We start from the raw sequence: 24,430 nt of genomic DNA on the forward strand, positions 1-24,430 counted from the left end.
CTTTCACACTAGAATATCCCTTTTGGTAAAATATCCAAAACTAACAACAACAGATAATAAAATCCATGCAGACAGAACTGCTAATGAAAATGCCATGTTCATGCCTTCAATCGGATGCAGTGAGCCTGATATATAATCTGTTAACTTCAGGTTCGCAGTAAAAAAGTAGCGAGGAAGTTTCCAGTCTTCCAGGAAGGTAGTCAAAAGAGATCCTCCTATAAGGGTTGAGAGCACAATTCCAATAGAAGCTGCAGTACTTCTAACAAGTGTTGATATCATAAATGAAACAGATCCCACAACCACTGCTACGAAATAGGCCAGCCCGTACGTCATCATCAAATACTTCCATTGTGGTACATTAACAACATCAGATGTAACAAGCTTTCCCGCTACAACCTTAAATCCTGTCACTACTGGGGTTGTCCATCCCCCATATCCAAAGAAGATTCCTGACACCCCAATGGTTAATATCAATACAAAAAACATGACCAGAGCCTCTAATAGTATTATGGTAATATACTTGCTAAGCAATATCTTCCACCGTGAAACACCCCTGACAAGAAGAAGTTTTATAGTCCCTCCGGAAAGCTCCCCAGATACTATATCTGCCGATAATATTATCATTAATAGGGGCAGCAGAAATAACAATGATTGTTCAATAAACTTAGTACTAAAGCTTACAGCAGAAACTTCTAAAGGGTTTATATTCTTATCCAGATAAAACTGCATCTGCTCCGCACGTACCCTAAGGTTGGCCCTTCTATCATCATCTATATATGGACTATCCATTCTTCTTTTTATATCAATAAGCTGCTGCTGTAAAACATTTTTCCAATCACTTGTAGCCTCAATACCTATTCGTTTTGAAAGGTTGTCTTTGGTCCTGTCAAGTGAATGGTACTGCCCATAGGCAAATGCAGCAATTATTACAAGGATAATTCCCAGGGTAATATAAAGCCTTTTCTTGCCTATCATTTTGAAAACTTCATTTCTTACAAGATTATACAATTTCATCACCCTCAGTAAGTTTTAAGAACAAGTCTTCCAGTGAGTTTCCATGGGATTCGCAGTAAGATATTATTAAGCCTTCATTGAAAAACATCTGGTTAATGTCTTCCACACGTACCGCTCCAATCCCTGCCCTTACAGAATTTTTTCTGGTCTGTTCCCCATCAATATTCCATCGTTCCTTCAGTATTTCCAATGCTTTTGCAGGTTTATCCAAATACCACTCTACAATCATATCCTGTGCAATTTCATTAACCTTTACAGATTTTACAACCCGTCCTTTACTTACAATAGCTACTGTATCACAAACCAATTGAAGCTCCGATAATATATGGCTTGATATAAAAACTGCCATTCCTTCCTCATATGCCAATTTCCTTATAAGGTGCCTGAATTCAGCTATTCCTGCAGGATCAAGGCCGTTTGTAGGCTCATCCAGTATAAGAAGTTTGGGCCTGCCCATGATAGCTTGTGCTATTCCAAGCCTCTGCCTCATGCCCAATGAATAGGTTGAAACCTTATCATTAATGCGATGACTAAGTCCAACCATCTCCACCACTTCATCAATTCTTTCCCTGGTAATACGTTTATCCATTGCTGCAAAATGCTGTAAATTCTCCATACCTGTAAAATACTTATACATATCCGGACTTTCAATTATACATCCTACATTGGCCATGGCCTTTTTAAAGTCATTCCTAATAGAGTATCCGCAAACCTTTATTTGTCCGCTGCTTGGCTTGATAAGTCCTACAATCATTCTAATAGTAGTTGTTTTACCTGCACCATTAGGGCCTAAAAATCCGAATATCTCCGAGGAGGACACCGATAGATTCACATCTCTCACAATATCTTTACTGCCAAACTTCTTAGTCACTCCTGTAAGTTCAAGTACCTGAGCCATCACAGTTCACCTACCATAATCAAAGTCATATTCCACAAAATTATAACATATATTATAAGGCATTTCCATGAACACCCTATTATATGGTATTGAAAAAACACATTATACTAATCCTTTATTAATAATACCACTGAATTAAGTTTTTTCAAATGCTATATTAACCAGTTAAGGCATGATTGAAATATTACTTCCCGTTTTGAGCGTGTGTTCACGAGTTAAGTTAACTTAGAAAGCGAAATTATACGGGAAGTTATATCTTCAACATGACTAATTTTTAGCATTGTAAACATCTCACGAGAATTATTCCCATGTTTATGTATTATTATTAAGAATATACCCAATAAACAAAAGTACCAACAGGAATTCCCGTCGGCACTTTAAAATTATTTGCTTTTACATTTTATTACAACATTAATAACATACAAAGCTTTCAATATTTCTCAGATCCACACCAAAATAAATCCATCTGAATCCTGTCCATCTCCAGCCTGCTGCCGACCTTCTTCCTACATATACAAGCCATGCCCAAAAACTCTCACCAGTATTTAGCCAAATATAGATATATCTAAAAGTACATGGCCTTATTGCACCAGGATCAACGGCAAAAATTCCAACTCCCTGAGTTTGAGACTGCTGCGGCACAAAGGAAGGCGGCGGGCCTGACGGAGGCCTTGATGCTCCCCCTTGCATCATTGATGGCGGTCCGAATGGTGGACCGAACTGCTGCCCTTGCCCGAATGGCTGACCAAAGGGCGGTCCAAATTGCTGGCCTTGCCCGAATGGCGGTCCAAACTGCTGGCCATCCTCCTGTGGCTGCCTATCCAAGCTGTTATAATATTCGTACATACTTATTTCTCCTTAAATATAGGTTTCCATAATACATTTTATGCTATATAAAAGAGTTGGTTACATAATATGTAATCACTTTTCCAGACATTATTCAACAAAAGCAGGATTGCTTTGTTTACTGCAACCCTGCTTTTGTCAATTTTCCTTAATTGGTAATTCTTTGAGCATTACTTATATCCGTTTTCTCTATCAATAGCTTCATCTCTGATTTCTTTCCTCATACCATTAAGTGCATCTCTTCTTCTGTCATTCTTCTCCATGAGCACTTTCTTCATTTTTTCATCATCTGTATTGTGAATCATTTCATCTGCGAGCTCCATATTGTGAATAGTCATATTAATATTCTCTTGAATTCTTTCTACATTATCTCTTCTATCATCTGGCTTTGGCTTATTTTTCATAATTAAATCACTCCCTGAAAGTAAGAATGTTTTCTTATTTATTATGCCCGTTAATAAAACAAATAATTTCACTGGATAAAAATCACTATATATATCTTGGAAAAACCTGAATCATTTTTATGATAATTGTACATATTTTATATGCAAGTGCTTTTAATTATGGAATGCCTTAGAAATAACTTCGTATTCTCAAGGACAAAATCCCGACGATTTAACGGGGTTTTTGGACGATAAGAATCAGATGTTATTTCTTAGCCATTACTAAGGAAAGGGATGAAACTATGAAAAATCATCAAAAAGGTGACAAAGTTTCTATTAATGTCATAAAACAACCAAATCATGTTGATACAGTCTCTGACAAACCGGTTGGAAGAGCATCTGAAGTTCCATCATGCATTTATAACCATATGAGACATGCTGAAGGCTCAAAAATGACAAATGATGACGGTTCCGAAATGATATGCAATAAAGAAGGTTCATGGGAACACACAAAAAAGAAGTAATTTCCCAGACATAAATTAAGCAGGCTGCCTTTATAGGTAACCTGCTTTGTTCTTATTTGTTTTATTTATTGTCATCCACAATGATTTCAAATGCCCCAGACTGTTCCATTACTGACTTAACTTCCTGTGCCTTTTTCTTTGCGACTTTAACAGATACAACTATTCCATCTTCCTCATCTAACTTTTGTACATTTTCAGCAAAAGCTTTAAGCTCGCCTACATCATCCTGATCAGACATTATTACAGGTGTGGACTGAGTGGCATTTTCCCTCATATCTTCAAACTTTTCTTCATCATAAGCACTTATAATCATGTCTCTTCTTTGAATGCCGCTGTTTTTAAGGGTATCCACCAAACCTCCAACCTGACTGGGTTCAAGAAATTTACCTATTATATGAATAAGAATCCCTCCTCGTAACTTAGCATTGAGTTTTTTAGGAGTCAATACCTTTTATTTTATTTTGCCCACAAATATATTTTGTAGACTATAAAATAATTAGTTTTTCTTTTCATATAAATTCTGCCCGGCTAATTTAGTTTTGGTAGATTTTTCAATAAAATGCTTGGAAGCCAAAGCTAAAATCATTCTTCCCAAATCATCCTAAGGTATCTAATTATGCTCTCTTTCCACCATATAATCCAGCAAAACATAACTCCCATCAGGCATTTTCTGTATATCTGCTGTCATTGTCTTTACCAGTTTTGGCTTTTCAGTGTTATAAACCCATTTACTCTTTTTTTCATAACAATTTTCCTGATTACCATCCACCACAGTTGTGGAATATATTTCTACCAAAGCAGAAAATTTACCACCACCGTTATCTACCAAATTTGTCACATATGAAAAATCAGGAGTATCCCAAGTTGCATAGCCATAAACATAATATCCATTCTCAAACTTATAGTCATATGCAGATTTATGGTTTTTGAATGATAGCCCTAAATATTTTCTGATAGTATTTTCAACATTAACAGCCTTTATCCTTCCATATGTATCATCATAATGCTCCAAAGCCTTAGTCTTATTTATTATATTGTGACTTACTCAAAATCTGATTAATTCAGTATCATCAACCTTGCCTTTTTCAAAAGGTTTCATGGCGGCCTCTGAGAAGTTGCTGAAAAATATATTAAGCTTCTTTTGCTGCTCATCATTTAGTGCTACTTCTTTTTCATTATGAAAATTGCTTTTACTTTTTGAATTATTTTCTTGTTTATTTTCTTGGATATTAGCCTGCTTCTCTTCTTGCTTATTTTTTTTAATTGCGTCTGTGACTTTATCTTTACTAGATATATCTTCAAATCAGATGGCTTTGTATTCATTCACGCAGTAAGAATACAGAGCAAAAGCATGTATGCTGTAAAAATTGCAAATTTTCTCAATATGTTTCTCCAATAAAAGATTTTAAATTAAATAAAACTTTTTTATTTATTTAGGCTTCTTATTTGCATTAATTACTTCATCCGAATTCATTACATCATCGTTTGAAAATTCATCATTCTGTTGAATTTTTTCGCCAGCACCAGTAGTTTTATTTGAATCATTGTTTAAACCTGGTGTTGGTGTAACTGTAGGTTTTGCCTCAGGTTTAGAAGTAACCTTTTTATTTGCGTTAATCACTTCAGTAGGACTGATATTGTCTTTTGGAGTTTCATCAATGGATTCAGGAGTTACTGTCGGTGTTGGAACAGGTGTATCGATAGGCAAAGGCGTTTCCTTTTTGTTTGCTTCTATAACTTCATTTGAATTCATCACATCATCATTGGAAAACTCATTTTTCGATTTGCTGCATGCTGTTAATGAAAAAATAACGGCCACAACTAAAAATAGAATCTTAAATTTCTCCATAACTACGCCTCCTGAAAACTAATTTCTATTTATTTGTATTATATAACTTATTATCAGTATTGTAAATAATACCATTAGGTATATAATTATATATATGTATAAAATTATCATATTTACCTATATAGATCTATATAAGTATATATGTTTATTGACATTCCAAGCCTCATCTTAATATTATATACTTAGAGATCGGTCTATAAAAAATCACTATAGGCTTGGCTGGAAAATTTCTTTCAGCAATAATAACTAATAATTTTGGGGGGAGTAAAAAATGAAATCAAGGTTTTTTAAAGTATTAGTATCAAGCATTTTAGCACTAGTGATGCTGATAATGCCTTTGGGGAATTGCCTTGCAGCTAGCGGAGGCAGCGTATCGGGAGGTATTATCAATCTTAATGTCATCGTAATGGATGACACCAATTCCAGCATTAAATACGGTCAGACACATGAAGATGTGGTAAAAGCAGTAAAAGACAGTTTTAAGGAAGCATCCAGTTATCTTTATAATGCCACAAAACAGCAAAACAGGTTTGGAAAAATTACAATTTATGTTCCTGCTGCGAAACCAGGCGGCTGGCCTGAAATAGCAGGTGCCCTTCCTATGAACAATTTCGATCCCGAAAAGTCCGATGTTTACATACGGCCTGGAAATGGAGCTTCAGCAAATGTTGCCGGCTTTATGGGTGCTGAAGATGCACATATGTATATAGGGATAGGCCAGGCTTTTTCACAAGGTGCAAAAAGTATGGGTAAAACTTTAATTCATGAATTTGGTCATTACGGATATGGTCTTGGTGACGAGTATTGCGACTATAAAAGCAATATTATCGACAAGTTGTTAGGAAGAAATTACCAAGTTTTTGGTAAGAAAGAAAACAACAAGATTGTCTGGAATAAATGCGAGGAAAGTGTAACTTTTGCTGTTTATGATTCAGCAGGAAATACAATCTTAGAAGTTCAGAACGGTTCGTCATATTCCCCTGTATACAACTCAAACGGACGTCCTGCAAGTATCATGTGGGTACAACATGATAACAGTATTGTTGATTTTTGTGACAGCAGTAATCACAATTCTTCAGCCCCGAATAATCAAAACAGAATACATAATGGGAAATCCTGCTGGGAAGTGATGGCTGCTAAAAGCCAGTTTGGTCTCACTGCCCCGGGAGGAGCAATAACCTCAATAGGCTACCAGGAGCCTGACTTTGAAGTAAGGCAAGCCAATAGATGGAATGATATTGAACTTGTCATTGATAGATCAGGTTCTATGTCCGGCAATAGTATTACTTTGGCTAAAGGTGCAGCAAAGATGTACATCGACTTGACAGAGCTGCCGCAATCCGGTGATAGCGGTGATGGTATAGGAGTTGTGTCATTTAGTAGTCAATCCAAGGTTGAACAAAACCTCAAAAAAATCACTACAGCTGCAGATAAATCATCAATAAAAAGCATTATAAATAAAATCACTGCAAGCGGAAGCACTAATATAGGTGGTGCTTTAGATTCAGCATTGAATGATCTGGTTTCATCAGGATATAAACAAGGAACAGGTGCTATAATACTCTTATCGGACGGAGAGCATAACACAGGCACTGACCCGACAAGCGTAATACCAGCAATCAAGGCTCAGGGAGTTCCTGTCTATACAATAGGTATAGGAAATGTTGATAAAAACCTGATGAATCAAATAGCTGAGCAAACTGGTGGAGAATTCTATTATGCATCAAGTGTAAGCGATATTAACCTCATTTATAAAACTATTAAAAATAAGCTTAGTATTTTTGATAGATTAGCAAAGTTCTTTAAAAAAGTGTTTAACTCATTGGAAAAAAGCTCAGAAATTATATATGTTGACTCAACGATGGAAAGAGCAAGGTTCACAATAAGTTCAATAGATGCAAAGAAAATTGCTTTTTCACTTAAATCACCTGATGGCAAAATATACAGCTCGGAAAATACATATGGTGCAGAATATATATCAGAAGATACATATACAATGTATACAATAGATAATCCTGTACCAGGTGCATGGGAAGTAATAATAGAAAATCCGTCGGATGCCAAGGCAGAAGTGGTATTTGACTTATCAGGAAAAACATCAATAGCTTTGCAGGGAAATACAGATTATAGTTCATATACTTATCCTTCTCCTGTAAAAGTGACTTCCTTACTGCACAAAGAAGGAAAACCCATATGCAATGCCAATGTATCTGCAAAAGTAACAAGACCTGATAATTCCGAGTCAGCTCTTAGCTTGCATGATGATGGATTGATGGGAGATGAAATGCCTGGAGATGGAGTGTATACAGGATATTTTTCCGATTTCAAAGGCGATGGACAATACCAAATTTCCATAACAGCGAATAATGAAAACAAAACAGCTGTTGTAGGAGAATCTTTTATTGATATTTTACCTGACAGCACCGGCAAAATAGTTCTACCTCAAAGCGAACCGATAGATCAGGACTTTTCAAGAACTATGATGCTCCCTTCTATCAGCATAAGCGGAACATCAATCGAAAAAGGCCTTATCCAACTTGCATCTGATTGCTTAATTTTAGATGAAAAAACTAAAAATGTAACAGCAAGTGTATATAGATTAGGCAGCAATGTTGGAACTGTAAGCGTTGACTATTCAACTTCCGATGATACAGCTGTTGCAGGGGTTGACTATGAAGCAGCAAAGGGCACCCTTACATTTGCCAGCGGTGAAACTGTTAAAAATATTGAAATTAAGAGCCTTAAGGATAAATTTGATACTGAGAGAATAAAAACTTTTAATCTTAATCTTAGCAACCCTGTAAATTCAATTTTAGGTGTGCCATCAAGTGCACAGATTAACATTTTAAGAACAACTCTCTCAAATAATGCTGATTTGTCAGGTCTTAGTGTAAGCTGCGGTGCCTTGGATAAGGAGTTTTCCAACGATGTATATGAATATAATGTATCGGTGCCATATAATGTTGATTCTACAACTGTAACATCATCAGTGTATAACGATTATTCGACAGTAACCGTTAATGGAATGAATGTTTTGAGCGGTGAACCGTCAGCAAGTATCAATCTAAAACCAGGATTAAATAAAATATCTGTTGCTGTAAAAGCTGAAGATGGTATTACGGAGAAAGTATATTCAATAAATATAAACAAAAGCAACTCACCGCCTGCAAATACACCAACAAATACACCAACAAACACACCATCATCAGGAACAAGTTACAATTACAATACCAGTACATCAACTCCGACTGCTACCTCAACACCAACCCCTACTGCTACAGCTACAGGTACTTCCACAGCTACTCCAACACCAACGCCTTCAGTTACCCAGGAGCCTACAAGTAAAGTACCCCAAATATCCATACCTGATGCAAAAGGTCACTGGTCAGAGCCATATATTCTTGAACTCAAACAAAAAGGAATATTGGATATGTATGAGGATGGAACTGTTAGACCCGATATTCAAATAACACGTGCAGAAGCTGTAAAGATTTTAATTAAATCACTAAATATTAAAACCAATAAGAATGTGAATCTGAAATTCTCCGATTCCAAGAAAATACCTGACTGGGTCAAAGAATACCTTGCAGCTGCACAAGAAAATAAAATAATCGTAGGTTTTGAGGATGGAAGCTTCAGACCTGACAATAAAATGACCAGAAGCGAAGCAGCAACAATGATTCTAAAAGCATTTAAGCTTGAGGAGTCAGCAGGAAAAACCAATTTTGCAGATGATAATGTCCTGCCATATTGGGCTAAAGGTTTTATAAAGAAAGGATCAGAGCTGGGTATCATTAATGGCTATGAAAACAATCTTTTCATGCCTCAAAGGGCAATCACCAGAGCAGAGTTGTTTAAAATTGTATCAAAAACCATGAAGGATTTACAAAGCAAAAATATTACCAAATAAATGTACAATACAATAAAAGCAGAATACACCATAATGCTTCGAATCACTAAAAAAGGGCTGTTGCAACAGCCCTTTTTTATATAATGTTGGAGTTATTAACCCTTGTATAAATTCTCCAACTCCGCTTTTAATAAATCCCTTCCTTCATCCTGTTCTAAATCCTTATCATATGTCAATTCAAAAATTACATTTTTATTATTTGTCGTACCTCTTTTTCTTATTTCATATATAGAATCACTCTTCCTGGAAATAACATAAGTATCATTACAAAATAGCTTTTGTTCCCTCTTAAACTTACTTGGTACACCCAAAGTAGCTATTGTTCTCTTGCCGTCTTGACTGGTAGTAAAGCTGTTTCCCATACTTCTCAAGTGTGCTTCAAGTGCTGCTTGAGCCACAGCAAGATCACATTGCGGCAATGTGCTTGACCCACTCCTTTTGGGCCTCAAACATGCTTTTATAACGAAATTTGCTGCAAGATCTGCTAAAGTTAAAGGAATAATCGCTTTGTATCCTTCTATTTGTTTTGAAGTAATAATAAATTTACAATTTTTTTTCTGATAGTGATTGGTAACCCATTCCCTAAGATCATTTGGGTCACAATTAATATAATAATTATTTGACTCAGAATTTTTAATCGTTTCATAACGTGACTTTACATTTATGAAATCCAATATATTTTTAGTGTTTCTATCCATAGAGGTTTTATTACCTTGGGAGAATACGAATTCTTCACCTGTATCTATGACAGAAAACTGTCCGCTCTGGGCTGGTGAAAACTTGGTTTCAATAGAAAATTCTTCTTTTCCACCTTTAGTTATTACAATATCAGGCTTTGTTGAATTATGTCCGCCAAAGCGTTTTGCAATAATAGGTACCTTTTTCCCAGTACTCACCTCTTCACATAATCCTACAACATAATTAAACGCTGATTCCTCAAATTTCTCCCAATTCTCTTTTTCTACAGCCATACTAATCTCCCCCCAATATTTATTGATACATCTTATATATAAATAATAAACCCAAATTTTGTATAGTAAAATCTTATCATAAAACATATGAAAATTAAAGCTAAATGTAGTAAATTGTAAAAGTCTGGTGTCAATATAAAACCAATTCTACTCTCACGCATATTATAATTTCTAACCATTAAAAAATCCTTAAGAGTATTATCGAATCTTCAAATAGCGAATCTGTGGTAAATATTGACACACGGACTACTAAATAGCCTATACAAATGCCCCATCAACCAGCTAATTATTTTATAGTACTAATATGCATATACACTTTATCAGAAACGTAGATATTATAAATACTAAAAACGAGCGAGGGATAATAATGCTTTTAAAGGGGAAAAAGATAGGTTATTCGTTTACTGGAGCCAATGGATTTACTTGATATCTCACCATGTACAGGATGCAGCTTGTCAAAGCTGGCCGATGGTGCTACCGATACATCTGTATTAATGATGGCAAAAGAGCTTTATAGAAACAATAAACCTGTAATAATCGGAATTGCAACAAATGATGGACTTGGAATAAGTGCAAAAAGTATAGGGATATTGCTCAGTACAAAGAATACTTACTTTATTCCATTTGGTCATGATAATCCAATAGATAAGCCCAATTCTCTAGTAGCAAAATTTGAATTAACTGTCCCTGCCGTAATAGAAGCATTAAAAAATCAGCAAATTCAGCCAGTCCTTGAAAAATACTAACCATACTAAAACTGTCTATATTAAGTAATAGACACTGTAATATATAGAGACTGCATTTTGCAGTCTTTATATATTGCACACTTAATTTCTCTGTAAATAACCTACTTATCTTAAAGTTATCTCAAAGTAAAATTTTGTGATGTATTACAAGTAAATATTTACAATACACCACATTGATTATATTATTGTTCTATAACAAAACGAACATAAATCATTATATTATTATGGGAGTGAAATTAATGAAAATCAATTTTAAAAAAATGGCGTGTATCCTATTGCCACTAGCATTATTGACAGCAACCTTCTGTCCTATGGTGACCGGTGCTTATCAACAAGGTACACTTATTGCCGATTTTTCCGAGAATAATCTAAATGAAGCAATTCTTACATCATTGCAGGATCATACTTTATATTCGGAAAAGATTTATCATGATTATTCCGGTAAAATTCCCGGGACAGGCTACTTTGGATCAGGTGACAGCGGAGAAGACGGAATAAGAACACATAACAATTATTTATTGGTATATGCATTTCTTTTTTCAGAAAATTCAGGCAAGCTTGACAGAGAATTGCTTAAGTCAAGAATCATAGCTGGTATAAAATACTCGGTTAACACCCATAAAGTTGGAAGCTACAACTGTGCATCAAACGGAAAATGGGGTCTGGTATGGGAATCATCCTTATGGACATCTGCCCTTGCATATGCAGGCTATTTGATGGGGGACGAGCTTGACAGCGAAACAAGAGAGAAACTCAAAAACGTAGTAGCAGCTGAAGCTGACTATAATTTAAACCGCACAATACCTACTCAGGTAAAATCTGATACCAAAGCTGAGGAAAATGGCTGGGACACAAACGTTCTGGCAATAGCAGCAAACATGTATAAGGAAGATTCAAGGGCAGCACAATGGGATGAAAAGTCAAAAGCCTTTGCCATGAATACATTATCCATGAGTAAGGATTTGACAGATCAAACTATTGTTGATGGAAAGATGGTCAAGGAGTGGGTTATAGGGCCAAATCTTTATGATGATTACTCACTTGAAAACCACGGCATTTTCCATCCCGTTTACCAGATGAACCCAATACTGGAATTGGGAGATTCTGCACTTTATTACAAAATGACAGGCAATGAAGTTCCAAAAGCCTTTGAACATAACATATTGGATATGTACAATACTGTATTGAAGAAAATTGTATTAGCTACCGGAGAATGGGCATATCCCAATGGCTGCGACTGGTCGGTGGACCTTTTGGATCATATAAATTCTGTAGCATTTATGTCCACATACTTTAAGGATGTTGACTCCAAGATGCTAGAGCATAGACTAATCCAGTTTATAAGGGCAAGACAGTTGGATAATCAGGACGGAAGATTCATAGGACCAAACAGTGATATAGGGGCCAGGAGAGAATCGGTTCAAGCTGAAAGACTGGTATATACATATATGTTCCATAAGTATTTCGGGCCAGGGCCAAGCGAAAATACAACATGGGAAGACTTTGTTTCAAGAAATTCCGGCAGCAGCACATATACTGACGGCGATATAATATTAAATAAAAATCAAAATAGGTTTGCATCATTCTCATGGAACAGCAAGAACATGGGACTTGTAATACCTGATAGCAACAATTATTTAGATAACGGTTTTGTTAATTTTCCATACCAAAAAAGTTTAACAGGAAGCTTTACTGTTAAAAACAAACCTACAAATCAATTTCATATCAAACATAAAAACAGAGTAGAAAGCACTAATTTCACTACCACAGGACTTTTATCCGAAAATGACTCCACAATAGATCATTATATATCATTTGCAGCACTTCCGGGTAATGCTGCAGTTTATATGGATGTGGCCAAGTCAAAAGCAGACATAACTGTGACTAAGGAAGAAGGAATTCCTTTGGCCTTCCAGACTGACAATATTTCCGGTAATACCAGAGTGGTGACCTCAAATGACAACAGTGCTGTGTTAGATGGAACCTCCTTAACCAATATCAGCGGAAATTGGGTTAATGTTGACAACAGCCTTTCGGTAGTTGTAGATGGAAGTAACGGCATGAAATATGGAAACAGAACCCTTTCAAACTCAGTTTATTATTCCACTCTTTATGGTTCTTACAACGACCAGGAAAAACTATCTTCCAAGGGTGATACAATAGCAAACCGTACTGCTGTATTCTATTCCAATATAGATTCCGGTATGACAGCAAACCTGTCAAAAGGCATAATCTACCCGAAGATGGCTGATGGGTGGAAATCAGCTGTCACTCAAGATGTATACTCCAATCAATACCTTATAGCAAGCAATTTCTACGGAAATGCTTCAAAGATAGCTATATCATTGCCACAAGGTGCACCAGTGCTTGCAGAGGACACTATAATAAAGAAAAACACTTCATATTCCACTTTAGATTATGAGAAATTGGATACCCGGATAACCAACTTGTTTGCTTTTGTTGAAAGCCCTTCCTGCTCAAATTTGCAAGCTGTGCAAAGCAGCAAAGTTCCAGGGAGGTTTTATATAAAGAACAACGGATTTGATGCTAAAGTTAAAATCAGCATTATTCATAATGGTGTTAACACAACAGGTCAAAAATTATTAAAAGCCGGAAGGTCTTACATGCTAGAGTTAAAAGATAAAACCATAAAGGCAGTGGAAGCTAAATACCCTGAAAAACCAGAGCTGGAGAAAATTCATGCCTTTTTATATGATGATAAAATAACTGTTGACTGGAAGGTTAATTTTGGCAATACAGCCAAATACAAATCACTCAACAATTCAAATAAAGTCCTGGAGTATATTATTGAAAAAAGGAAATTTGGTGGCAAGTGGAGTAAAGCAGCCGCAGTTCCCTGCAACCAAACAATATATGTTGATAATGATATATCAAGCTCCAGCACATATCAATACAAAATAACAGCCGTTACAGATGAAAGAACATCTTCAAAGGCTTCCAATTATGTAGCTACAAGCCCGCAAGCAGATAAATACGGGCTTATCAATATTTTAAAAGGAAAGCCTGTTTATACATCCTATCAGCAGTCCCAGTATCAGCCGGCAAACGTAAATGATGGTGATCAGAATACTTTCTGGGTATCGGAGAATAAATATCCCTCAGTAACAAATTCCGTATACTGCACTGTGGATTTATTGAATAAGGAATCAATAAACCGTATTAAAATAGTTCCAAGGAAAAACTATGGGCCAAAGGATGTGGAGATTTTAATATCCAATGATAATATTAAATTTACTTCCATCACAACCCAAACGCTGCCAAACTCTGCATATGAGATAATAATTCCACCTGTTACTACAAGGTACATTTCTCTTATGGTAAAATCCTCATATGATACGGTTGCACCATCAAGAAATGTTCAAATAGCTGAATTAGAGGTTTATAAGAGTGCACAAAACCTTTTCTCGCCCTCCTATTTGACTGCAGAAGCCGGAACATTTAAGAATAACAATATATCTTGGCAGGATATATCCAATAATGAAGACGGCTTCATTATTGAAAGGTCATCGATAGAAGGTGTATTTGAAAAAATAGGTGTAGTTGGACCAAACACAACGGTATTCTATGATACAAATCCGATTTCGGGACAGCAGTATACATACGTTGTAAGTGCATATAACAAAACAGGCAGAAATTACAGCAGAACTTCCTCAGTTACCACACTAAGTTCGGGTGCCGGAAAAGTTCAAAATGGTGACATTACTGCTTATGCATCTTCTGCACAAGCAAATTATCCAATTACAAAGGCATTTGATGACAATGCAGGTACTTTCTATGTTTCAAATGAAGTCCCAAGCAGCACATCTCCCGCTGTTATCGATTTAACGTTAAAAGAAACTTTAACTTTGGATAAGCTTACATTCCAGCCCAGAATAAACGGTTCTTATTATTATAATCCAAAAGATATATCTGTTTATGTGGCTGTTTATGGATCTGACTATACCAAAGTAAAAGAAGCAAGTATTCCTGCCGGTAATACTGTACAGACAGTTGATATTGACCTTGTAAAAGCTGAAAAGATCCGTATTGTTGTAACCTCTGTCAATAATCCGGGTGCTACTAAAAACTTGCAGTGTGCAGAAATTGGTGTATACAGCGGAGTAAACTCCTTTGACAGAATCACCACTGCCATAGATAATTCAAGCTTAACTAAAGGCAGCACCGCCAAGTTGACAGTAACAGAAGGAAAAATGTCAGACGGAAGCACTGTAGACCTTAATAGTGCAGAATATTTCTATACAACAGATGATTCCACGGTTGCTGCAGTAAATGATAGCGGTGTTATAACTGCAATAGGTCAGGGAACCGCAAATATCTGGGTTTATGTAAAGGTCGGCGATTATTGGGTTAGAAACAGTGCACAAGTAAGTGTTATTGAATTGATGACATGATTTATACGAATTGATGCTAATACAATTAAAGGTCTGGTTCCGGATATATACTGGAATCAAGCCTTTTCTAATTCATATACGAACTATTTAGTCATACCTTAACATTGATATAAACAAAAATATGTATATTTCCGATAACTATGTAGCAGATTGGTATTTATCGAAATGGAAGGTATTAAAGGCCAATCCTTAACTCAAATACTAAAAGAAAATAAATTAAGTCTCACTGAAAAGCTATCACTTGCTGTTAATTTAACCGATTAATTACTACAGATTCATAAACATAATATAATACATAAAGATATAAATCCCTCCAATATTATTTAGAATATGGATAATAGCCAACTGCGAGTTGTTGATTTCGGTATTTAATCAGGCCTTTCTATTGAGAAACCTCAAAAATTGTCAGTATTGGAAGGCACAATACCATATATTTCAGTTATTAAGGAGTTATATAAAAAATATTCCTGTAAAGCTCAAATGCAATAAACAATATAGTTTTGAAACCTCTTGAAGAAAATGCAGTTAACACTATGGTATCCGGAAGGAACCGTGCAATACATTTTGGCCCTCAACAATCCAGCAATTATACTGCAAAGGAAATAAAAGGCTATATATTGAGTCTGACCGAAGGATCGGATATTGATGAAAAATATCTTAGCATTGAAGAAGTGACTTGATTAATATAGTCAAATTTACAGTAAAATGATTATAGCAAAGCACTTTAACCAAACCTCCTTGGATTATAGTTCAATAATTTGCAATTATTTTTTATCTACCCTTTTTACTTCCCTGGTGGTTATGATATCTGCACCTGAACCCAGTATATCCTTCAATACTATCTGATGAAATCCAACTGGTGCCTCCAGCTCCACATCCTTAAGAATCTTCATTATCTCGAACATTTTCTCCTTGGGAACAGGCTTATTGCTGCGGACACTTACAAGAGACAACTCTCCATTACTTACTTTAACTGTAGAAGTCAGGTTTCTTACAGGATTTATCAGTTCATTGCTGGCATATTCTTCACCCTTTGGACACAAAGCATTTTTTACAATTAAAGAATCACCATAAATTACTTCCAGCCTGCATCCATTGGGGCAAATAATACAGGTCATTTCCTTTTTATTCTTCATCTACTGACACCTCCAACCCTTTTATTCCTTGCAGCTCTGAAGCCTTAATGGTTACTACCACCATCTCGGAGGGGTTCAACCTTCTGTGCCTGATAGATTTTATTTTTTTTCCATTGCTTTTAAATGATAGCTTTTTATTTTCCCACTGTCTGTCAACCCTCATTGAAAAGGTAACATCATTATTTCCTGATATTGTGTGAGGAATTACATATCTTACGCCCATTCCTGCTTTTATTTCTATTTTTTCATGCCATATACATTTATTCTCAAGGCCCTCAAGATAGCACTTAACTGATCTTGCGGCTTTTTCCGCTTCATTGGAAACATGGTCAACAAGATCATGTACCTGCAGCACATTTCCACATGCAAAAACACCCTTGATACTGGTCTGGAGATTTTCATCAACAATCGCTCCCTGGGTTATGTCATCCAATTCAATACCAGCACCTAAAGTCAGCTCATTTTCCGGAATAAGTCCTACCGAAAGAATCAGAGTGTCACACGTGAACTTCTGTGATGTCCCCTCAATAGGCTCCCCTTTTTCATCGACTCTTGCAATTGTAACACTTTTTAGCCGCTCCCTGCCCTCTATATTGATTACAGTATGACTTAACAAAAGTGGTATGTCATAATCCTCAAGGCATTGGGTTATATTCCTTGCAAGGCCGTTTGAATACGGCATTTTTTCAACAACTGCAATAACTTCTACACCTTCTAAAGTAAGCCTTCTTGCCATAATAAGTCCTATATCACCTGACCCTAAAATAACCACCTTATTACCAATCATCATGTTTTTAAGGTTTACAAGATTTTGAGCTACACCTGCGGTAAAAATCCCGGCAGGTCTTGTACCAGGTATACCTATAGCTCCTCTTGTCCTTTCCCTACATCCCATGGCAAGGATCACTGCTTTAGCCTTATATGTTATGAGTCCTTTTGAGCTTAGGACGGTTATCTCCTTTTCCCTGCTCATAGCAATTACCGTATGGCTTGTCAGAATTTCAATTCCCAGCTTTTCCGCTTCATCTATATATCTGTGTGCATACTCAGGTCCAGTTAAAACTTCATTAAACTTTATAACACCAAATCCATCATGTATACATTGGTTCAGAATCCCTCCGGCAAAAGGCTCCCTTTCCAGAACAACAATATCTTTGATGCCATTTTTAAAAAGTTCCACTGCAGCCGCAAGTCCAGCCGGCCCGGCTCCAATGATAACAACATCCTTCATTATAACCATAACCCATAACCCCTCTATTTGACTTTTCCTGTAAACAGTCCGGATTCCTTACCTCTAAGTGTTATTTCTTCCAATGGAACTCCATATTCCTTTGTAAGTATCTCAACAATCCTGGTAAGGCAATAACCTCCCTGGCATCTTCCCATCATAGCCCTTGCCCTGTACTTAATCCCTGCAAGAGTCTTTACACCCAAAGGATTCTCTATTGCATCCATAACTTCTCTTTTCGTAATTTGCTCACATCTGCATACAATTTCCCCATATTCAGGGCACTCCCTGACCAATCTGTCTTTTTCCTCTGTGCTTAGTAACCTGAACTCTTTAATTCCTTTTCTCTCATTTATAAATTCAGGCTTTAAGGTTAGGTCTTCTTTACTTCCAATTATGTCCCTCACCATCCTGGAAATAGGAACAGATGAAGTTAACCCCGGGGATTCAATGCCTATCAACTGAATCAATCCTGCTACACTTTGGGATTCTTCAATAACAAAATCCCCAAACCCTCCTACTTTAGGTCCTACCAACTTTGACCTTATGCCTGAATAATTCCTTATTATATCTTTAATGCTTATTGGCGGCAGCAATTCTTTTGCCTCGCTGAAAAGCTGTTTCATCACATCCTGTGTGACTGCATAGTCACATTTTGTCTTTATATATTCGGCACTTGGGCCTATCAATATATTCCCCTCAATTGTAGGCGTAAGGTGGACCCCAAGCCCTCCTATTCCCGGCCTTGGCACCGGATACACAGGCATACTTAAGTACTTGCTTGTCCGCTTATCCAAAATATAATACTGTCCTCTGCAAGGATAAATTTTATAGCTTTTATCCCCTGCCATGGAAGAAATTTTATCGGAATACAAGCCTGCTGCATTTATAATGTACCTGCAATAATAATGCCTGCCACCTGCATTGATACGAAACTTGTTTTCCCGCCTGGTTATACCTCTGACCTCGGTATCAAAATAGAACTTTACACCATTGGCACAAGCATTTTCAGCCAATGCTACCGTGTATATAAATGGATTGGTAATTGCAGTACTTGAAGACAGCATTGCCCCAATGCCTCCAACGTGCGGCTCCAATCTTCTTACTTCTTCTTCATCAATAAACGAAAGCCCAGGCACACCGTTCTTTTTGCCTCCATCCATGAGTCTTTCAATACCCTTAATATCACTCTCATCAAATGCCACTACAAGCTTCCCAGTCTTCTTATAAGGCACGTCCAATTCTCTGCAAACCTTTTCGAATCCCAGATTTCCTTCCACACAAAGCTTTGCCATGAGGCTCCCTGTTTTGTTGTTAAAGCCCGCATGAACCACAGCACTATTCCTGCCGCTTGTACCCGCTGCCACATCACTTTCCTTTTCCAGTACCGCTATATCAAGCTTATATTTTGAGAGCTCTCTAGCCACAGCACATCCTACTGCACCTGCTCCCACGATAATTATATCAAAATGATTTCCCATATTTTCTCATTCCTATGCAAAAACAAATTTTAAATTATTCAAAGAGATTATACCATGAACTATATTAAAAGTGTTAATAATCTTTACATTTGGCGGAGCATGAAAAGTATTATTAAAAAGTTTTATATAATTAATGCAATCTATGCTTCATCTATTATATAATATTTCAGGACACTCTTATATTTAAGAAAGAAGGAGCAAAAATATGCCAAAAAGAAATGACATCCATAAAATTCTTATTATAGGTTCAGGACCTATAATTATTGGACAGGCATGTGAATTTGATTACTCCGGTACTCAAGCATGTAAGGCTCTCCGTAAATTGGGCTATAAAATAGTACTGGTAAACTCAAATCCTGCAACAATTATGACTGACCCAGCTATAGCTGATGCAACTTATATTGAACCGCTTAATGTGGAAAGAATAACACAGATTATTGATATCGAACGCCCGGATGCACTACTTCCTAATTTGGGTGGGCAATCTGCCCTTAACCTGTGTCTGGAACTGTCTAAAGCCGGAGTACTTGAAAAGTACGGTGTTAAGGTTATAGGAGTACAGGTAGATGCAATAGAGAGAGGCGAAGATAGAATTGCATTTAAAGAAACGATGAATAAACTTGGCATAGAAATGCCACGAAGCAAACCGGCATTCAGTGTTGAAGAAGCTGAAAAAATTGCACTTGAGCTTGGATTTCCTGTTGTTATTCGTCCTGCTTATACCATGGGCGGAACAGGCGGCGGACTTGTATACAATCTTGAAGAGTTGAGGATTGTAGCTCAACGTGGAATAACGGCAAGTATTATCGGCCAAATACTCGTTGAAGAATCAGTGTTAGGCTGGGAAGAGCTTGAGCTCGAAGTTGTTCGTGATTCTAAAAACCAGATGATCACAGTATGTTTTATTGAAAATATAGACGCTATCGGTGTACACACAGGTGATTCCTTCTGCTCGGCACCAATGTTGACAATCAGTCCCGAACTCCAGCAGCGTTTGCAGAAATACTCCTACGATATAGTAGAAGCAATCCAGGTTATTGGAGGTACTAATGTACAGTTTGCCCACGACCCTAAAACAGGCCGTGTAGTAGTTATTGAGATAAACCCCCGTACTTCCCGTTCTTCAGCACTTGCATCCAAAGCTACAGGTTTTCCTATCGCTTTGATTTCATCAATGCTGGCTGCCGGTCTTACTTTAGACGAAATTCCTTACTGGCGTGACGGATCACTGGACAAATATACTCCATCTGGTGATTATGTGGTTATAAAATTTGCACGTTGGGCTTTTGAGAAGTTCAAAGGTTCTCATGACAAACTTGGAACACAGATGAGAGCTGTTGGTGAAGTAATGAGCATAGGGAAGAACTATAAAGAGGCCTTCCAGAAAGCTATCCGTTCTCTTGAGACAGGACGTTACGGCCTGGGTTTTGCCAAGGATTTTAACAACTGTACATTGCCTGAGCTTATGGCAATGCTGGCGGAGCCATCAAGTGAACGCCAATTCATAATGTATGAAGCATTGCGTAAGGGAGCCGATATCAATGAACTAAACCGTCTGACACATATAAAGCACTGGTTCATTGAGCAAATGAAGGAACTTGTTTTATTAGAGGAAGAGATACTGAAATACGCTGGAAGCAAACTGCCTGATGACTTGCTTGTAAAAGCTAAAAAAGATGGGTTTGCCGATCGCTATTTAGCAATGCTTATAAACATCCCTGAGGCAGAAATCAGAAAGCAGCGTGTTGCTTTAGGTCTGGTAGAAGGATGGGAACCTGTTCCCGTCAGCGGCGTTGAAAACGCAGCATATTACTTCTCAACCTACAATGCAAATGACAAGACAGATTCCAGCGATAAAAAGAAAGTAATGATACTCGGTGGAGGTCCTAACCGTATAGGTCAGGGGATAGAATTTGATTACTGCTGTGTACATGCAGCGTTTGCTTTGCGTGATTTGGGCTTTGAGACAATAATTGTAAACTGCAATCCCGAAACTGTTTCAACCGACTATGATACATCAGATAAGCTATATTTCGAGCCGCTTACTGTTGAAGATGTTCTCAGTATTTACAATAAAGAAAATCCTATAGGAATAATCATTCAGTTTGGTGGTCAGACTCCTCTGAATATCGCAGGAGAACTTGAGAAAGCAGGAGCAAAAATCCTGGGTACCACTCCCCAAACAATAGATCTTGCAGAAGATCGTGACATGTTCCGCAAAATAATGGATGAGCTTGAAATCCCAATGCCTGAATCGGGTATGGCAAGCAACCTTGAAGAAGCAATCTCAGTTGCAAACAAAATTGGATATCCGTTGATGGTCAGACCTTCATATGTCCTCGGCGGTCGTGGTATGGAAGTTATTTATGATGAAAATATGCTGCTCCAATATGTTAAAGCAGCTGTAGATGTAACTCCTGAACGCCCGATTCTTATAGACAGGTTCCTGGAAAATGCTATTGAAGCGGAAGCAGATGCCATCGCCGATGGAACAGATGCATTTGTACCTGCTGTAATGGAGCATATTGAATTGGCAGGTATCCATTCAGGAGACTCAGCATGCGTTATACCTCCAATTAATATACCACAAAAGCACTTGCAAACCATTTATGAATATACGGCTAAAATTGCAAAGAAACTTAAGGTAGTAGGACTTATGAACATGCAATACGCTATTGCAGATGATCGTGTTTATGTGTTGGAAGCCAATCCCCGTGCATCAAGAACAGTTCCCCTGGTTTCAAAGGTCTGCAATATATCAATGGCACATATTGCAACAGAAGTTGTAATGTCTAGTGTAACTGGAAAAAAATCAAACATAAATGAGTTAAAATCCAAAGAGATTAAGCATTTTGGTGTAAAAGAGGCTGTTTTCCCATTTAGCATGTTTCATGAAGTAGACCCTCTTTTAGGTCCTGAAATGCGTTCCACCGGAGAGGTTTTAGGTATGGCTAACTCCTTCGGGCTTGCATTCTTTAAAGCTCAGGAAGCTACTCAGGTTTCACTTCCAACTTCAGGTACAGTTTTGATCAGTGTAGCTGGCAAGGATAAATCCGCAATGCTTGAGGTTGCTGAAATGTTCATAGAACTCGACTTTAAAATAAAGGCTACTGAAGGAACACATAATTATTTAGCTCAAAACGGTATTAAGTCCGAATTGATTAAGAAATTACAAGAAGGCCGCCCAAACATTACTGACGCAATAACAAACAAGGAAATTCAACTTATCGTTAATACTCCAATAGGCAAACAAGGTCAGCATGACGATTCCTACATCCGTAAGGCTGCTATAAAGTATAAAATACCATACATTACAACCCTTACTGCTGCATTAGCCACTGCTAAAGGTATTAAGGCATATAAAGAAACCCACTTAAAAGAAGACAAGGTAAAATCCTTACAGGATTACCATGCTGATATTAAATAACATAGGAGAGTGTATTTATAATGGGAGGACTATTTGGTGTAGTTTCAAAAAACAGTTGTGTTATGGATTTGTATTTCGGTACGGACTACCATTCGCATTTAGGCACAAGCCGCGGAGGAATGGCAGTTTGGAATGGCAAAAGCTTTGTAAAATCCATACACAATATACAAAATATACAGTTCAGAGCAAAGTTTGAAGATGATTTATCGGGAATGGAAGGAAATATGGGAATAGGGTGCATCAGCGATACAGAGCCACAGCCCCTGACTGTATTTTCACATCTTGGCCACTATGCAATAACCACTGTTGGACGTATAAACAACATTCAGGATCTTGTAAATAAATCTTTAGCAAAACAAAACACTCATTTTCTGGAAATGAGCAGAGGAGTTATCAACCCCACTGAAGTTGTATCAAATCTGATAGATGAAGCAGATTCCTTTAAAGAAGGTATCCTTAATGCACAAAAAGCTATCGACGGCTCATGCACAATGTTGATACTGACATCTGAAGGAATTTATGCTGCCAGAGACCGTTTTGGTAAAACTCCGCTGGTAGTAGGCGAAAAGGAAGGATCTTACTGTGTATCATTCGAGTCCTGTGCTTTTCCCAACCTGGGATATCAAGCCAAATATGAGCTTGGACCAGGAGAGATCATTCTATTGACACCTGACGGCATTCAAAAAATTTCACCTCCAGGTGACAAAATGAAAATATGTGCTTTCCTTTGGGTCTATTACGGTTACCCCTCCTCATCTTATGAAGGAATGAATGTCGAGGTAATGCGATACCGTAATGGTGCGGCTTTAGCCCGCAACGACGATGTAAAAGTGGATTTGGTGGCAGGAGTACCTGATTCCGGTACAGCACATGCCATAGGTTATTCCAATGAGGCACGTGTTCCTTTTGGCAGACCTTTTATTAAATATACACCTACATGGTCGAGAAGTTTTATGCCCCAAGACCAAAGCATAAGAAATCTCGTCGCAAGGATGAAGCTCACACCTATAACTGATTTGGTTGGGGGAAAACGTCTCCTGTTTTGCGATGACTCAATTGTACGTGGTACTCAGATGAGGGAGACAGCTGAATTACTTTACAATTGCAATGCTAAAGAGGTTCATGTACGCCCAGCTTGTCCCCCGCTTGTACACGGCTGTAGATACCTTAACTTCTCAAGATCCAACTCGGATATGGACCTGGTAGCCAGAAGGGCCATACTGGATTTGGAAGGCAAAGAACCCGACTCATTGGATGAGTACTGTGACCCAAATACAGAAAAATACGATTGTATGGTTGAATGGATCAGAAAGCGTCTCAACTTTACTTCATTAAAGTACCAATCCCTTACTGATATGCTGGACGCTATAGGCTTACCGCATGACAAAGTATGTACTTATTGTTGGAATGGTAAAGAATAAAAAAAAATTAGTATTGAATATTTCTCCAATTAGTCATAAAATATTTATAGTAGCACGGTATTATTGTAGAAATATTCCTATTAAAGTAGAAATGGTTCAATATAATCACACCTTGTGAGGCAAATATTGAGGATTTTTCTATATAAAAATACCCTGTAAAGGGTATTTTTTGTATTTTAAAATT

General features: G+C 37.2%; 18 protein-coding genes. 7 read left to right on the top strand and 11 right to left on the bottom strand.

Translation table 11 applies throughout. The annotated features are described in order from the left end of the window. Positions 1 to 3: 3 nt before the first annotated feature. From Bccel_RS20035 to tlp, 4 genes are all read right to left on the bottom strand, one after another. Positions 4 to 1,014 (bottom strand): ABC transporter permease, encoded by a 1,011-nt coding sequence (locus tag Bccel_RS20035; RefSeq protein WP_036937595.1) that lies wholly within the window; start codon positions 1,012 to 1,014, stop codon positions 4 to 6. Continuing rightward, the gene (locus Bccel_RS20040; protein WP_036937592.1) at positions 1,001 to 1,912 is read right to left on the bottom strand and encodes an ABC transporter ATP-binding protein; all 912 of its coding nucleotides are present in this window, start codon (positions 1,910 to 1,912) and stop codon (positions 1,001 to 1,003) included. The genes Bccel_RS20035 and Bccel_RS20040 overlap by 14 nt, the downstream gene beginning before the upstream one ends. Positions 1,913 to 2,323: 411 nt before the next feature. Beyond that, positions 2,324 to 2,758: a hypothetical protein gene (locus Bccel_RS20045; protein WP_036937589.1), complete on the bottom strand. Its 435-nt coding sequence runs from the start codon at positions 2,756 to 2,758 to the stop codon at positions 2,324 to 2,326. Between the two features lie 170 nt (positions 2,759 to 2,928). Beyond that, positions 2,929 to 3,162: a small acid-soluble spore protein Tlp gene (gene tlp, locus Bccel_RS20050; RefSeq protein ID WP_036937586.1), complete on the bottom strand. Its 234-nt coding sequence runs from the start codon at positions 3,160 to 3,162 to the stop codon at positions 2,929 to 2,931. A gap of 281 nt (positions 3,163 to 3,443) precedes the next feature. On the opposite strand from tlp, the gene Bccel_RS20055 reads away from it, so the two are divergent. Beyond that, entirely contained in the window at positions 3,444 to 3,665 is a 222-nt protein-coding gene (locus tag Bccel_RS20055; protein WP_036937583.1) for a hypothetical protein, read from the top strand. Between the two features lie 61 nt (positions 3,666 to 3,726). On the opposite strand, the gene Bccel_RS20060 is transcribed toward Bccel_RS20055, so the two are convergent. From Bccel_RS20060 to Bccel_RS20070, 3 genes are all read right to left on the bottom strand, one after another. After that, positions 3,727 to 4,017, bottom strand: coding sequence for a hypothetical protein (locus Bccel_RS20060; RefSeq protein WP_242853063.1), 291 nt, complete (start codon positions 4,015 to 4,017; stop codon positions 3,727 to 3,729). Between the two features lie 258 nt (positions 4,018 to 4,275). After that, entirely contained in the window at positions 4,276 to 4,677 is a 402-nt protein-coding gene (locus tag Bccel_RS20065) for a hypothetical protein (protein WP_036937580.1), read from the bottom strand. A 417-nt stretch (positions 4,678 to 5,094) separates the two neighbouring features. Continuing rightward, a complete protein-coding gene (locus Bccel_RS20070; protein WP_036937577.1) occupies positions 5,095 to 5,514 on the bottom strand; it encodes a hypothetical protein in 420 nt (139 codons plus the stop codon). A gap of 271 nt (positions 5,515 to 5,785) precedes the next feature. Here Bccel_RS20070 and Bccel_RS20075 point away from each other — a divergent pair, with 271 nt between their 5' ends. Then, on the top strand, positions 5,786 to 9,424 hold the full coding sequence (locus tag Bccel_RS20075; protein ID WP_036937571.1) for an S-layer homology domain-containing protein: 3,639 nt from the start codon (positions 5,786 to 5,788) through the stop codon (positions 9,422 to 9,424). A gap of 95 nt (positions 9,425 to 9,519) precedes the next feature. On the opposite strand, the gene Bccel_RS20080 is transcribed toward Bccel_RS20075, so the two are convergent. Beyond that, the gene (locus Bccel_RS20080; RefSeq protein ID WP_036937568.1) at positions 9,520 to 10,395 is read right to left on the bottom strand and encodes a PDDEXK family nuclease; all 876 of its coding nucleotides are present in this window, start codon (positions 10,393 to 10,395) and stop codon (positions 9,520 to 9,522) included. A gap of 413 nt (positions 10,396 to 10,808) precedes the next feature. On the opposite strand from Bccel_RS20080, the gene Bccel_RS20085 reads away from it, so the two are divergent. The 3 genes from Bccel_RS20085 to Bccel_RS29770 all read left to right on the top strand — a co-directional run bounded on the left by Bccel_RS20085 (position 10,809) and on the right by Bccel_RS29770 (position 16,233). Further along, the gene (locus tag Bccel_RS20085; RefSeq protein WP_201781973.1) at positions 10,809 to 11,141 is read left to right on the top strand and encodes a flavoprotein; all 333 of its coding nucleotides are present in this window, start codon (positions 10,809 to 10,811) and stop codon (positions 11,139 to 11,141) included. A 239-nt stretch (positions 11,142 to 11,380) separates the two neighbouring features. After that, the gene (locus Bccel_RS20090; protein ID WP_036937564.1) at positions 11,381 to 15,553 is read left to right on the top strand and encodes a discoidin domain-containing protein; all 4,173 of its coding nucleotides are present in this window, start codon (positions 11,381 to 11,383) and stop codon (positions 15,551 to 15,553) included. Between the two features lie 533 nt (positions 15,554 to 16,086). Beyond that, on the top strand, positions 16,087 to 16,233 hold the full coding sequence (locus tag Bccel_RS29770) for a hypothetical protein (RefSeq protein ID WP_160317747.1): 147 nt from the start codon (positions 16,087 to 16,089) through the stop codon (positions 16,231 to 16,233). A gap of 84 nt (positions 16,234 to 16,317) precedes the next feature. Here the strand turns inward: Bccel_RS29770 and Bccel_RS20095 are convergent, their stop codons facing one another. The 3 genes from Bccel_RS20095 to Bccel_RS20105 are packed head-to-tail and all read right to left on the bottom strand — an operon-like array spanning position 16,318 to position 19,398. Next, on the bottom strand, positions 16,318 to 16,689 hold the full coding sequence (locus Bccel_RS20095; protein WP_036937561.1) for a DUF1667 domain-containing protein: 372 nt from the start codon (positions 16,687 to 16,689) through the stop codon (positions 16,318 to 16,320). Then, positions 16,679 to 17,920, bottom strand: coding sequence for an NAD(P)/FAD-dependent oxidoreductase (locus Bccel_RS20100; RefSeq protein ID WP_476748375.1), 1,242 nt, complete (start codon positions 17,918 to 17,920; stop codon positions 16,679 to 16,681). Before Bccel_RS20100 ends, Bccel_RS20095 begins: the two co-directional genes overlap by 11 nt. A 23-nt stretch (positions 17,921 to 17,943) precedes the next feature. Continuing rightward, positions 17,944 to 19,398, bottom strand: coding sequence for an NAD(P)/FAD-dependent oxidoreductase (locus tag Bccel_RS20105; RefSeq protein ID WP_036937556.1), 1,455 nt, complete (start codon positions 19,396 to 19,398; stop codon positions 17,944 to 17,946). A gap of 205 nt (positions 19,399 to 19,603) precedes the next feature. Here Bccel_RS20105 and carB point away from each other — a divergent pair, with 205 nt between their 5' ends. After that, a complete protein-coding gene (carB, locus tag Bccel_RS20110) occupies positions 19,604 to 22,825 on the top strand; it encodes a carbamoyl-phosphate synthase large subunit (RefSeq protein WP_036937554.1) in 3,222 nt (1,073 codons plus the stop codon). Between the two features lie 20 nt (positions 22,826 to 22,845). Further along, complete coding sequence (locus Bccel_RS20115; RefSeq protein WP_036937553.1) at positions 22,846 to 24,246, top strand: amidophosphoribosyltransferase; 1,401 nt, start codon at positions 22,846 to 22,848, stop codon at positions 24,244 to 24,246. The last annotated feature ends 184 nt before the right edge of the window (positions 24,247 to 24,430 follow it).

The organism is Pseudobacteroides cellulosolvens ATCC 35603 = DSM 2933 (genome assembly GCF_001262605.1).
Lineage (GTDB): Bacteria > Bacillota > Clostridia > Acetivibrionales > DSM-2933 > Pseudobacteroides > Pseudobacteroides cellulosolvens.

Excerpts from the sequence above, each read along its gene's own strand:
- Bccel_RS20035 (WP_036937595.1), bottom strand. The coding sequence starts at position 1,014 with ATGAAATTGTATAATCTTGTAAGAAATGAAGTTTTCAAAATGATAGGC.
- Bccel_RS20040 (WP_036937592.1), bottom strand. The coding sequence starts at position 1,912 with ATGGCTCAGGTACTTGAACTTACAGGAGTGACTAAGAAGTTTGGCAGT.
- Bccel_RS20045 (WP_036937589.1), bottom strand. The coding sequence starts at position 2,758 with ATGTACGAATATTATAACAGCTTGGATAGGCAGCCACAGGAGGATGGC.
- tlp (WP_036937586.1), bottom strand. The coding sequence starts at position 3,162 with ATGAAAAATAAGCCAAAGCCAGATGATAGAAGAGATAATGTAGAAAGA.
- Bccel_RS20055 (WP_036937583.1), top strand. The coding sequence starts at position 3,444 with ATGAAAAATCATCAAAAAGGTGACAAAGTTTCTATTAATGTCATAAAA.
- Bccel_RS20070 (WP_036937577.1), bottom strand. The coding sequence starts at position 5,514 with ATGGAGAAATTTAAGATTCTATTTTTAGTTGTGGCCGTTATTTTTTCA.
- Bccel_RS20075 (WP_036937571.1), top strand. The coding sequence starts at position 5,786 with ATGAAATCAAGGTTTTTTAAAGTATTAGTATCAAGCATTTTAGCACTA.
- Bccel_RS20080 (WP_036937568.1), bottom strand. The coding sequence starts at position 10,395 with ATGGCTGTAGAAAAAGAGAATTGGGAGAAATTTGAGGAATCAGCGTTT.
- Bccel_RS20085 (WP_201781973.1), top strand. The coding sequence starts at position 10,809 with ATGGATTTACTTGATATCTCACCATGTACAGGATGCAGCTTGTCAAAG.
- Bccel_RS20090 (WP_036937564.1), top strand. The coding sequence starts at position 11,381 with ATGAAAATCAATTTTAAAAAAATGGCGTGTATCCTATTGCCACTAGCA.
- Bccel_RS29770 (WP_160317747.1), top strand. The coding sequence starts at position 16,087 with ATGGTATCCGGAAGGAACCGTGCAATACATTTTGGCCCTCAACAATCC.
- Bccel_RS20095 (WP_036937561.1), bottom strand. The coding sequence starts at position 16,689 with ATGAAGAATAAAAAGGAAATGACCTGTATTATTTGCCCCAATGGATGC.
- Bccel_RS20100 (WP_476748375.1), bottom strand. The coding sequence starts at position 17,920 with ATGAAGGATGTTGTTATCATTGGAGCCGGGCCGGCTGGACTTGCGGCT.
- Bccel_RS20105 (WP_036937556.1), bottom strand. The coding sequence starts at position 19,398 with ATGGGAAATCATTTTGATATAATTATCGTGGGAGCAGGTGCAGTAGGA.
- carB (WP_036937554.1), top strand. The coding sequence starts at position 19,604 with ATGCCAAAAAGAAATGACATCCATAAAATTCTTATTATAGGTTCAGGA.
- Bccel_RS20115 (WP_036937553.1), top strand. The coding sequence starts at position 22,846 with ATGGGAGGACTATTTGGTGTAGTTTCAAAAAACAGTTGTGTTATGGAT.